Origin of the sequence: Streptomyces sp. NPDC001634, from assembly GCF_040298185.1 — a bacterium.
Lineage (GTDB): Bacteria > Actinomycetota > Actinomycetes > Streptomycetales > Streptomycetaceae > Streptomyces.
Window position 1 is genome coordinate 1 of the sequence record NZ_JBEOZU010000156.1, and the last position, 11,672, is coordinate 11,672.

At 70.3% G+C, this 11,672-nt stretch carries 10 protein-coding genes and 1 pseudogene; 5 read left to right on the top strand and 6 right to left on the bottom strand.

Going from position 1 to position 11,672, the window contains the following annotated elements:
* Positions 1 to 190, top strand: a pseudogene (locus tag ABT186_RS45825) (hypothetical protein); the annotation flags it as partial.
* 58 nt (positions 191 to 248) lie between these two features.
* On the opposite strand, the gene ABT186_RS45830 reads toward ABT186_RS45825, so the two are convergent.
* From ABT186_RS45830 to ABT186_RS45845, 4 genes are all read right to left on the bottom strand, one after another.
* Entirely contained in the window at positions 249 to 2,561 is a 2,313-nt protein-coding gene (locus tag ABT186_RS45830) for a transglycosylase domain-containing protein (protein ID WP_351235738.1), read from the bottom strand.
* Between the two features lie 20 nt (positions 2,562 to 2,581).
* Positions 2,582 to 4,951: a bifunctional polysaccharide deacetylase/glycosyltransferase family 2 protein gene (locus ABT186_RS45835; protein ID WP_351930350.1), complete on the bottom strand. Its 2,370-nt coding sequence runs from the start codon at positions 4,949 to 4,951 to the stop codon at positions 2,582 to 2,584.
* A gap of 16 nt (positions 4,952 to 4,967) precedes the next feature.
* Positions 4,968 to 5,795, bottom strand: coding sequence for a hypothetical protein (locus ABT186_RS45840; protein WP_351235742.1), 828 nt, complete (start codon positions 5,793 to 5,795; stop codon positions 4,968 to 4,970).
* A 107-nt stretch (positions 5,796 to 5,902) separates the two neighbouring features.
* Complete coding sequence (locus tag ABT186_RS45845; protein ID WP_351930352.1) at positions 5,903 to 6,397, bottom strand: DUF1877 family protein; 495 nt, start codon at positions 6,395 to 6,397, stop codon at positions 5,903 to 5,905.
* A 110-nt stretch (positions 6,398 to 6,507) separates the two neighbouring features.
* Between ABT186_RS45845 and ABT186_RS45850 the strand changes: the two genes are divergently transcribed.
* From ABT186_RS45850 to ABT186_RS45860, 3 genes are all read left to right on the top strand, one after another.
* Complete coding sequence (locus ABT186_RS45850) at positions 6,508 to 6,921, top strand: hypothetical protein (RefSeq protein WP_351235746.1); 414 nt, start codon at positions 6,508 to 6,510, stop codon at positions 6,919 to 6,921.
* A 544-nt stretch (positions 6,922 to 7,465) separates the two neighbouring features.
* Positions 7,466 to 8,098 carry an RNA polymerase sigma factor gene (locus tag ABT186_RS45855; RefSeq protein WP_351235747.1) on the top strand — a complete coding sequence of 211 codons (633 nt, stop codon included), beginning with the start codon at positions 7,466 to 7,468 and terminating at the stop codon, positions 8,096 to 8,098.
* An 89-nt stretch (positions 8,099 to 8,187) separates the two neighbouring features.
* Positions 8,188 to 8,985, top strand: coding sequence for a hypothetical protein (locus ABT186_RS45860; RefSeq protein WP_351235749.1), 798 nt, complete (start codon positions 8,188 to 8,190; stop codon positions 8,983 to 8,985).
* A 50-nt stretch (positions 8,986 to 9,035) separates the two neighbouring features.
* On the opposite strand, the gene ABT186_RS45865 is transcribed toward ABT186_RS45860, so the two are convergent.
* Together ABT186_RS45865 and ABT186_RS45870 are read right to left on the bottom strand one after the other, a co-directional pair.
* Positions 9,036 to 9,200: a hypothetical protein gene (locus ABT186_RS45865; RefSeq protein ID WP_351930354.1), complete on the bottom strand. Its 165-nt coding sequence runs from the start codon at positions 9,198 to 9,200 to the stop codon at positions 9,036 to 9,038.
* A 112-nt stretch (positions 9,201 to 9,312) separates the two neighbouring features.
* Positions 9,313 to 10,314, bottom strand: a complete 1,002-nt coding sequence (locus ABT186_RS45870) for a bifunctional lysylphosphatidylglycerol flippase/synthetase MprF (RefSeq protein ID WP_351930356.1) — start codon at positions 10,312 to 10,314, stop codon at positions 9,313 to 9,315.
* Positions 10,315 to 10,538: 224 nt separating this feature from the next.
* Between ABT186_RS45870 and ABT186_RS45875 the strand changes: the two genes are divergently transcribed.
* The coding region (locus ABT186_RS45875) for a diacylglycerol/lipid kinase family protein (protein ID WP_351930358.1) at positions 10,539 to 11,672 on the top strand (1,134 nt) is incomplete at its 3' end.

The window sequence follows — 11,672 nt, forward strand, 5'->3', positions numbered from 1 at the left end:
TCGGACCGCCCAGGCCGGACACGGCACCCGAAGGCGTGAGGAACGCCGCCCCCGCATCCCCGGACCACGGACACGATCCGATGGCGCCGGGTGCGGAGTGAAAGCGGCCGACCAGCGTGCCCAACACCGTTCGGGGCACGCGGCTGAGCATGGGTCCTGGCAACAGGACTCACTCCCACTCAGTCTTTAGGAACGGTGTGCGAGCTGCGGTCAAGCAGGTCGATGAGCCCACGAGGTCGCCGCGCTCATCACGGACCACACGTCCTGCGGTGGTGGCACTTGGAGCCGGTTGGCTGGGTGCTCCGGGTGGGGGTGGCGGTGGGCCTCTTTCGGTCGGTCTTGTCGTCCCGCTTGCCGTGGGTCGCGGAGGGAGAGGGGGACGCGCCGGGTTCGTCGGCGCCCTGGCCGAGGGGGGCGGGTGCCGGGAAGGGGGTGTCGGGGACGCCGACAAGGGCGTCGCTCATGTACTGGGTCCAGATCTCGGTGGGGATGTCGCCGCCGAACACCTTCTGCAGGCCGCCGACGCCTACCAGCGATTGCAACTGGGGGTGCTTCGGGTCCTCTCTGAAGAGGACCACGGAGGTGGCGAGTTGGGGGGTGTACCCGATGAACCAGGCCGATCGGTAGTCGTCGGTGGTTCCCGTCTTGCCTGCGGCCGTCCTGCCGAGGGCTTGGGCCTTGGTGCCGGTGCCCCGGGTGATGACGCCCCGGAGCACGTCGGTCACGTTGTCGGCGACTGCCGTCGGCAGGGCCCGTATGGGGGTGGGGGCGGTGAAGCCGGTCAGTACCGAGCCGTTGTGGGTCACCTTGGTCACCGAGTACGGGGTGGTCCGCATGCCGTCGGCGGCGAAGGTCGCGTAGACGCCTGCCATGCGGATCGCGCTCGGTGTCGAGGTGCCTATGTAGAAGCCGGCGCTGGGGGCGGCCAGGCTTCCGGAGCGCAGGCCGAGGCCTTTCGCCGTGTTCGCCACGTTCTCGTAGCCGACGTCCTCTCCCAGTTGCACGTACGGCGTGTTGACCGACTGCTCCATCGCCTTGCGCAGATCGATGTAGCCCCAGCGGTAGTCGGTGTCGTTGTGCTGGTGGAGGAGCCCGGTGGGGTCCTTGGTGTCGGTGACGTAGTTGCCCTGCTGGTCCTTGATCTGGATGCCGTCGTCGCCGTTGAACTTGCTGGACGGGGTGATCGGCTGTGCGGGCTTGCCGGGTTGCATGACGGCTCCGTACTGGAGCGCGGCGGCGAGGACGATCGGTTTGAAGGTCGACCCCACGGGGACACCGGAGGTGTCGGCGTTGTCCGAGAAGTGAGCCTGGTCGAAGCCCGGACCGCCGTAAACGGCCAGGATCTTGCCTGTCTTGGGATCCACCGAGGCGGCTCCGGCCTGGACGTCCCGGTCGACCGGCCGGTGGGCGGGGTCGAGGCGTTGCTTGCGTACCGTTGCGACGGCCCGGGCCAGTTGCGCCGTTTTCTTCCTGTCGAAGGTGGTGTGGATCTGGTAGCCACCCCGGCTCAGGCTGCCGTCGGTGATGGTGGGGTTGTGCGACTGGAGGTACGACCTGGCCAGTTGGACCAGGTAGCCGGTCTGACCCGTGAACCCCGAACCGGCGGTCCATTTCCTGGGCACCGGGAAGCCCTCGGCTGCGTATCGGGCGCGCTGTTGCTCAGTGAGTTTGCCGGTCTTCACCATCCGGTCGAGCACCCAGGACCAGCGTGCCTGCGCCTGCGCCTTGGCCGTGGGGTCGGAGTCCGCGTACTGGAAGAGGCTCGGCTCGTTGACCGCCGCCGCGAGAAAGGCTCCCTGGCTCACGTTGAGCTTCTCCACCGGGAGGTTGTAGTACATGCGGGCGGCGGCCTGGATGCCGTTGGCCTGGCGGCCGAAGAAGCAGGTGTTCAGATATCCCTGGAGGATCTGCTGCTTGGTCATGACGGCGCCGATCTTGGATGAGATCAGCAGTTCCTTGAACTTGCGCGAGATCGTCTGCGACTGGTCGAGGTAGGTGTTCTTGACGAACTGCTGGGTGATCGTCGATCCGGACTGGACGGAGTCGCCCTCGGCCATGTGGAGGACGGCGCGGGCGATGCCCTGCGGGTCGATTCCCGGGTCGGTGTAGAAGGACGAGTTCTCCGCGGCGATGAAGTCCCACTGCACGTCCGCGGGCACCTGCGCGAGGGTCACGTTCTGGCGGTTGACGCTGCCGTCGGTCGCCAGCACGGTGCCGTCGGACCAGTAGTAGACGTTGTTCTGCAGCAGCGTCGTGGGGTTGGGGTCGGGGATGGTGACCGTGGCGTAGGCATAACCGATGGCCGCTGCCGTGGCGCCGAAGAAGATCAGGAAGAACGCCAGCACCTGACGCACCGACGGCAGCCAGCGGCGCGGACCCGTCCTGTTCTGGCGCGGGTAGTCGATCCAACGTTTCTTCTGCGGCGCCGCTCTCCGGGCGCGGCGCGACGTGCCCTGTCCGGGGGCCTGGTGCCGTGAGGTCCGGCGGCCTGCGGCGCGGTCACCCGCGGCACGGTCGCCGACGATGGTGCGCTGCGGCGGTCGGCGTCGGTGTCCGCTCATGGGCTCGGATCACTGTCCTTTCAGTACCACTGCGTTGTTTCGTACGGTGCGGGCTGCCGGAAACCGTCGTGGGGTGGGGGCTGCGGAAAGCCGTCGTACGGGGCCGGATTCGGAAAGCCGCCGTACGGGGCCGGCTGCTGAGAGGAGTCGTAGTACGGTGCCGGCTGCTGGGGGGCGTCGTACGGTGCCGGCTGCGGAAAGCCGGGCTCCTGCGCGAACGGGTCGCTGTTGGGCGCACCGGCGCCCACCGGGGCCTGCAGGCTGCCGTACCGCTCCATGCGCTGCCATCGCAGCCGTGAGCCCGACACGGCGGTGAAGACGGACTGGATCACCACCAGGTACATCAGCTGCCGGTAGACGAACTGCTGCAGCGGCAGGCTCCACAGGGGGCCCGCGCGTTCTCCGTCCAGGCGGAACGCGTACAGGCCCATCATGAGTTGCAGCAGCAGGAAGGCGAGCCACAGCCCGATGATCCGCACAGGGTCGAGGAAGAGCAGCCCGTACAGGGCGAAGATGTCCACGACGGGTGCGAGCAGGGGCAGCAGTACCTGGAAGAGCAGCAGATAGACGAGGCCTCGACGGCCCAGTTTTCCGGCCGCGCCGCGCTGCACCAGCGCGCCGCGGTGCTTCCACATCGCCTGCAGGGTGCCGTAGCACCAGCGGTACCGCTGCCGCCACAGGGCGTTCAGTGACGCGGGCGCCTCGGTCCAGGCCTTCGCGCCCTCCTCGTACACCACGCGCCAGCCGTCGCGGCACAGTGCCATGGTGAGGTCGGTGTCCTCGGCGAGGGTGACGTCGCTGACTCCGCCGAGGTCCAGCAGCGCCCGGCGACGGAACGCGCCGACCGCTCCGGGTACGGTCGGCATGCATTCGGCGAGGTCGAACAGGCGGCGGTCGAGGTTGAACCCGACCACGTACTCGATGTGCTGCCAGCGGCCCAGCATGCCACCGCGGTTGACGACCTTGGCGTTGCCCGAGACGGCGCCCACCCGGGGATCGGCGAAGGGCTGCACGATCGTGCGGACGGTGTCGGGTTCGAAGACCGTGTCGCCGTCGACCATGACCACCAGGTCGCAGGTGGCGGCGGCGAGTCCGGTGTTCAGTGCGGCGGGCTTGCCCGCGTTCTGCTGCCGGATCACCCGCACGGGCAGGCGGAGCGATTCCACCAGGTCGGCGGTGCCGTCGGTCGAACCGTCGTCCACCACGATGATCTCGACCGGATGGTCCGAGGCGAGCAGTGAGCGCACGGCTGCCTCGATCCCGGCGCTCTCGTTGTACGCGGGGACGATGACGCTGACCGGCGCGGTCACCGGCGGCCCCCAGGACCGGCCCCGGCGGCTGTTCCGCAAACGCCGGTGCCGCCGGGCGGCGATCACCACGACCACCGCGCGCAGCACACTGATCACTCCGGCCGCGTACATCAGCACGCCCAGCAGCCACACAGCCCAGTCGCCGCCCTGAAGCACCTTGACGAGGGCCAGCCCCTGCAGATGCTCGCCGAACCCGGCGGGCTGAACGGGGGCGGCCATGCCGACCGCGTCGGAAACCGTCGCGAACTTGAAGCCCTGCGCCTTCAGACGCGGAACCAGGGCGCTCAGTGCGGCGACGGTCTGGGACCGGTCACCGCCGGCGTCGTGCATCAGCACGATCTGCCCTGCGTGGCCGTGCGGTGTCGTATTTGCGAGGATGCGGTCGACTCCGGGGCGCTGCCAGTCCTCGGCGTCCCGGGTGGAGAGCACCGTGACATAGCCTGCCGCGTCGGCCTGCTCGAGGACGGACCAGTCGGCGTTGTCCAGTGCGTCGTTCTCCGAGGAGTACGGCGGCCTCAGCAGTGCGGTGGTGACCCCCGCGGCGCCGGCCACCGCCAGCTGCGTCTCGCGCAGCTCCAGGGAACGCTGCCAGGGGGCGAGGCGGGCCAGGTCGGGATGAGTGAAGGTGTGGATGCCGATCTGGTTGCCGTCGGCGACGATCCGGCGGACCAGTTCCGGGTGGGCGACGACCTGGGTCCCGACGACGAAGAAGGTCGCGTGCACATGGTTGCGGCGCAGCACGTCCAGAATCCGCGGCGTCCATACGGGGTCCGGGCCGTCGTCGAAGGTCAGCGCGATGGTGCGGGCCTTCACCCGGGCGGTGTGCGCAGAGGTTGCGGCGTTCGCGATCACGGGGCCGCCATGGACCACCTGGCTGGGCACCATGTCGTTCCGGCCACGGGCGCCGGTCACGTCGTCCGAACTGATACCGAACATGTGGTGGGTGTAACCCTGCAGAAGCAGGGCCGCCGACAGGGTCACAGCGAGCACGCTCAGCAGCAGCCAATGGGTGCGGGGTGTGATCTGGCGGGTGCGGCTGTGGCGACGAGGAGAGGGATGGTGGCGTCGGCGTTCGGTCACGTCAGAGGGCCTTGGATCACTTCACGGGCTTGTGGGACGAGCCGATCGCGCGGCCCTTGGAGGTGGGGTGGGCGGTCGGGGTCGGGGACGTGATGCCGGTGGGCAGCGCACTGGGCGTGGAGGTGGCCGCGGAAGAGGTCGAGGTCGTCGGCCGGCCGGTAGGGCTGGAGGTCTGCGCCGCTGTGGGGCGGGAGCTCTTCTGCGCCGCGGTGGAACTCCCGCTCCCTGCCGAGTGGCCGGCGCCGGAAGAGGAGTCGGGGGCGGACGCGTGGGGCGTGGTCGGGTGCTTGGAGTCCGGCTGCGGGACGAACGGAGCACTGAGGCTGGGGCCGCCCAGCAGGGTGCTGATCAGCAGGGCGACGTAGCCGCCGGCGGGGATCACCAGCAGCCGGGCGGCGCGCAGCACGCGGCGCTGGCGCCGCCCCGAGGAATCGACGAAGACGGGCTGCACCGACTCGCTCTTCGGCGTGTTGTCCGGTTCTGGTGCGGGAGGCCCGGGTCTGTCGAGTTCTGGGGGCGGCACGGTGAGGACGTCGCCAGGAGGAGCGTCCCACGTCGCCGTGACGGGGCCCGGCCCGGCGGCGTAGAGATGCATCCCGGCGGCGTAGGGGTCCATCGTCGCCGGATGGGCGTTACCCGTCGAGTGCGTCCACTGCGCGCGTCGCACCGGGTCCCAGGCATGCGCGGCCGTGTCGGGAGTGGCGCTGCCGCTGTACCCGTAGCCGTAGGCATACGCGTACCCGGCGCCGCCGTACGGATCCTCGCCGTACGCTCTGCCGCTTTCGTCCGTCCACTGCACGAGTCGTGCCCCCTGTCCCTGGCCGACCGATGCGGTCGTCCGCATAGAAAGAGCCAACTCGGCCGGAAGTGTTACACCTCGGCCTCGCAGCGCGGAACTACTCCACCGAAAGGTGCCATCCGGACGGGAGGTGAGCAATCGGTCCATCTGTCTCAAGCAGGCAGCCGCTTCACCACCGCCTCCCCGTATTCGGCCGTCTGCGCATAGAACGCCGTCAGCTCCCGGTGCGCCGCCGCGAAGGCGCCTCGTGTCTCGGGCTCCGCGGTCACGCCGCCGTAGCGCGGCAGCAGTTCGTCGCGGGCGAAGATCCACAGCGCGTCGAAGTCGGCCATCGTCAGGAACCTGGCCACCCGGTGCGCCTGGGCCGCCGTCAGCACCAGGAACGGCGGCCTGTGCCGGTCGGGGTGGAACACCGGCCGGCCGCCGAGCACCACCTGGGACTTGGGCTCGGCCTCCGTGCGATGCGGGGGAGCGCCGGCGTAGAGGAGCTCCTGATCCAGATATCTCTTGTCCAGCACCTCCTCGCGGTGCCCGCCGACCCGGCGCCGGACGGCCTCCCAGTCATCCTCGAACAATCGTTCAAGCCAGTTCACGCTGTTGCGCAGTGCCGGGGGCGGCACCGCTCGCAAATGGAAGTACGTGTTCATCACAGAAGGAGCGCACTGGGGCACCGAAGCATCACTCCGCCCGACGGCCGCCCCGGACGGAATCCCGGTCACCGAGTGACGAATCGGCCGCTGACCTCGCTACTCCGTATGTGACGACACAGCAGGAGACGAGACCCCATGCCGCGGCCAAGCCCGCGCGGTGGGCGGCGGACACGGTGGCGACGATGCGGGAGGGGGCGCGGCTGCGCCTCGACTACTCGGCACAGAGCCTGTGGCGCGTCGACCGGATGATCGACGACCTGCGGCGGGAGGAGACGCCCTACGCCGCTGTGGAGAGCGTGCTGCGCGGGTTCGGGGCGTACGCGGGTGAGGTGATCGTCCGCCAGGCGGACGCCGAGTGGTGGGCGGCGGGTGACGACCACTGCATCCGCACCGCCGACGGACAGCTGTGGGATCCCATCGCCGAGGCCCGCCGGTGCTTCGCCGGACACGGCTCGCTGCGGCTGCTGTGCCGCGACGCGACGGCGGGCGCACCCGAACCCTGGGGTCGGCGGCCCCGGTGAGGTCCGTGATCCGCGCCTGACCGCCCGCCGTCGGTCCGATGCGCGTGTGGGGTGGCCGGGCCCCCGGGAGGTGGGCGGGGCCCGGCCACCTCGTCTCTCCACGTGCCGCTTCCGGGGGGAGTCAAGAGCCGCACGGGGAGAGGTCTGGGGGCGGGTTGCGGTCCCGGCATACGGCCGGGCGGTGATCGGTGGCCGGTTCGGCGCGAACTCGGCACTCACAAAGCGCACGACCGACGGGAAACGTCACCCGGCCGCGACCGTGCCGGTCGCACACCGCCGTCCGCGTACCGGATCCGCGGGGCGCCGTCGAACTGTCACGCCATCCGGGTCCCGGGCGCGGGTCCATGTCCGACTCGGGGCACGGCTCTTGGAGCTGCCGCACCAGCGGCTGTGCGCCAGGAGTGCCGTCGGCGACGTGAAGGGCGCTTGATGCGTTGTGACATTTCTGTGACGACGGACGCTGGTCTCCATGGGGCCGTCGATACGACCGAAACGCATCGGACGGCACGGACTCGCCATGAACCCGGTACGAACGAGGACAGTCTTGGGCCAGGCACGACAACCCCGGCGCGTACAGGCGTACGACGGGGAATTGGGCGCAGCCGTCGCGCGGGCCCAGGACGGGGACGAGACCGCTTTCGCGGTCGCCTACCGGATCGTGCAACCAGGCCTGCTCGGCTATCTGCGCGGATTTGTCGGGGACGACGCAGAGGATGTGGCGTCCGACGCCTGGCTGGAGATCGCCCGGGACCTCGGCCGGTTCAAGGGGGACGGGGCCGGTTTCCGTGGCTGGACGGCGGCCATCGCCCGGCACCGGGCACTGGACCATCTGCGCCGCCAGCGCGTGCGGCCCCGGTCGGGGGCGCTCGAACAGGACGTACTGGACCTGCCCGGCCCGCACAGCACCCATGACCAGGCCCTGGAGTCCCTCTCCACCGCGCGCGCCCTGGAACTGGTCCGCGAGCTGCCGCAGGACCAGGCCGAGGCCGTGCTGCTGCGCGTCGTCGTCGGACTGGACGGGCCCGCGGCCGCGCGCGTCCTCGGCAAGCGCCCCGGCGCGGTGCGCACCGCCGCGCACCGGGGCCTGAAACGCCTCGCCCGTCGGCTGGGCATCGACGACGCGGCGGACGGAGGTGTGACGGATGAGGATTCCCGGACGCTGGGGGAATCGAAGTGAACGACGACAGCGGCAGTGGGCAGGCGGACGGACACCATGGTCCGGCACGCCGAGCGAATCCAAGATGGCGGACAGGAACGGAAGCGGACATGGGTGAACGGCTGAGCGGCGACGGAGTTCCGGGCCGTCGACGTGTGCACCCTGGCGGCGCCATGTCCGGCCCGTGGGACGAGCGTCACGACGCCGCGCTGGAGACGGCGCTGGCCGCCGTCATGCGCGGAGGCGATCTCGACCCTGAGGCGGAGCAGCGGGCCGTGGCCGCCTTCCGGGCCGCCCGCGACGCGGGCACGCACCGTGCTCGTACCCGGCGCCGGGACGACTGGCGGCCCGCTACGGAACGGCGTGTCGGACGCCCGCTGAAGACGACGTTCGGCGTGGTGTTCGCCAGTCTCGCCCTGGGCGGTGTCGCGGTCGCGGCCATCGGTTCGGTCGGCTCGTCCCACGACGGTGCCGACCGGGGAACCGCGCACCCGTCGGCGACAGCCCCGGGCCGGCCGGGCGACGGGACCTCGTCGGCGTCCTCCGGCGGCCTCGGACCGACGGACCGCCCGGCCACCGCCAAGGACACCGAGGCCCACTGCCGCGCGTACGAGCAGATCAAGGACCACGGCAAGGCGCTCGAGGCGACTGCCTGGCAGCGGCTCGTCGCGGCCGCGGGCGGGGAGGACAAGGTCGCCGCGTACTGCTCCGAGCAGCTGGCGCAGGCGACAGCCACGCCGAGCAAATCGAGCAACGCGGACAAAACCAGCGACGGCGCTGCAAACACCAATAAGGGCACGGCGGGGAACACCGGCTCCTCCGGCAACGGCAGTCACAGCAACGATTCCCGCAACACGGCCGGAAGCGGCCAGGCAGGCGGCGACAAGGGCAGCGGGAAGCACAGGTAGCCCCTGCGTCCGTCGGCCGGCCGTTCGCCGCCCGGGTCGCGAGCCGACGCTCAGGCGCTCTCCGCCCCCCTCGCCGCCGCGATCATCACCTCGTCGAGGTCGCGGAGCGCCTGGTCGGCGGCCGCGCCGGTCTCCTCGTTGTCCGGGTCGGCGCCGACGCCCATGAAGAGCTGGATGACGCGGCCGATCGCCTCCTCGACGGGGGTCGCGTCCATGAGGTCTACCTCAGCCATCCTGGCCTCGCTTTCGGGTTGCTTCGAGTGTTTGCCTGCGCGGTGTCCGCCCCGAGGGGTGTACGCCGTCGGGGATTCCGTGGGCGATCGGTGGTCACAATGCGTTCGCCGCGCGGAATATGTGGGCGAAGCCCGTGATGCTCGCGCGCCCCTGGAAGGCGACGTACTCGGGGATCACCAGGTCCGGTCCCCACTTCTCCTTGTATGCGAGCTGGGTGGCGGCCGGGTAGATGCTCTCGCCGTGCTCCCACAGGAAGTGCATGAGCCAGTTGAACCCGGGGCTGGCGGCGGGGCGTTCGAACTCCGGGCGCAGGCTGGTGAAGGGAGTGAACCCGAAGTGCAGCCACGGGACGCCCTCGGCCTGGAAGGTCTTCATCGCGTGGTTGTTCAGGGACTCCATGATTCCGGGCGAGCCGCCGGGGCGCCGCCGGCACAGGTCGTGCATCCAGCCGGGCTTGTCGCCGTAGACCGGGGAGTACGAGATGTAGCCGGCCAGTTCACCGTCGATCAGCCCGAGGAAGAGCCGCCGTTGGCTCTGCGCGGGGCCGCCGTACTCGCCGACGAGGTATTCGAGCATCCGGGCGTGCTCACCCTTCGTGGGCAGCCACACCTTGTCGATGGCGCGCATGTCGCTCTCCCAGTCGGCCAGTTCGCCTTCGACGACCGTGAGGCCGTTGCGCGCCGCGAGGGAGATCTTGTTGCGCAGCTTCATGAACCGGTGGCCGGACAGGGAGTACTTCGCGAGGTCGACGGCGTAGGACGCGCCGACCTGGTTCACGGTGAAGCCGTGCTGCTCGTAGTGGTCGGCGTCGTAGGCCTGGAGCTGTACGGCGACCACCGGCCGGCCCTGTTCCCCGGCGAACTTCGTGAAGGCCGACAGCAGTTCGGGGTACGCCTCCTTCGGTGCGAAGGGGCCGCCGAACTGGACGACGTACCGGCTCGTCGTGCGGTAGGCGATGAAGCCCGACCGCCCCGGGAGCGTGAAGTACGAGTTACCCGAATTCGCCGCCAGGAACGCGCTCGGATTGTTCGCCTCCGAGTATTTCCGCAGAGAGCGGAGAACGACGTCTTCAATTTCGATTGTTTCGGTCATCATCGCCGCCCTGGATTCCGGTGCAATCTACGGTACCCAACTTTTATGACAGACCGGATCGGTGACTGGCAAGAGCCGTCGACGGACAGCATGCCCAGTTGAAGCACTACGTCAGTAACCTGTCAGTACGGGAAGTCCGGGGGTCAGCGGACTGTCAGCGGAATATCAGGAGACATAAACAATAATCGACTTCACATGCCTGATTCCGCTCTGCTGGAGGATTTCCGATGGACCATTCGAATGCCCGCCCGGCCATACGATGCCTGATCATCGCGAATCCGGCCGCGGGGCAGGCTTCCCACGCGCTGGTCGAAGAAGTGACCGAGTTCTGCGCCGATCTCGGGATCGCGACGCGGACCCGCTGGACCGCCGCACGCGGCGACGCCACGACGATCGCGGCCGACGCGGTGGGCGGCGGCGCCGGCCGTGCGGCGGGCGGGGACGACGGGTTACTGGTGGTCGTGGCCATGGGCGGTGACGGCACGGTGGCCGAGGTCGTCGCCGGGCTGACGCGGGCTGCGGCCGGGCGGCCCCGGCCGCACGCCCTGTTCGTGGTCCCCGGCGGCACAGGCAACTCCAACTACCGTGCGCACTGGGACGAGAGGCCCTGGCAGGAGGCGCTGCGCACCGCGCTGGGCGGCCCCGTACTCCGGCCGCGGATGCTGGATCTGGCCCGCATCCCGGAGCTGGGCCGGTTCGCCCTGCTCGGCGCGGGGGCCGGACTGAGCGCGCTCGTCCTGCAGGGCGCCGCGGGTGTCCGGACGGCCGGTCACCAGCGGCTCCAGGCGGGACTGGAGCGGGTGATGGGGCAGTTCGAGCCCTACCCCGGGCGGGTCGTGGTCGACGGACGGGTGGTCCACGAAGGGCGGACGGTCTTCGCGAACGTGGGAGGCGGCCGCTACCGGGCATGGCAGTTCCGGATGATGCCGCACTCCGTCCTGGACGACGGGCTGCTCGACGTGTGCGTGGCGGACGCCGCATACCGGCCCGCCGACCTCCAGGCCGAGTTGCGAGAGGGACGGCACGTCCTCTCCCCGCACGTCGTCTACGCCCGCGGCCGCGAGGTGGTCATCGAGCGCACCGACGGGGCGGCCCTGTGCTTCGAGCACGACGGCGAACTGCTGCCGCAGACCGGGGCGCGGGTCACCCTGGAGGCGGTACCGCAGGTGCTTCCGGTGCTGTGCGACCCGGAGACCGGGGACGGCGTGCCCGTCCGGCTCGCCGACGCCGAGGCCGGAACCGCAACGCCGGAAAGCGCCAAGGCACCGGACACCGGGCGGGCGAACTCCCGGCGGGCGGACGCCGGGCGGACGAACCCCCGGCCGGCCGACACCGGGCGGACGGACCCCCGGCCGGCCGAC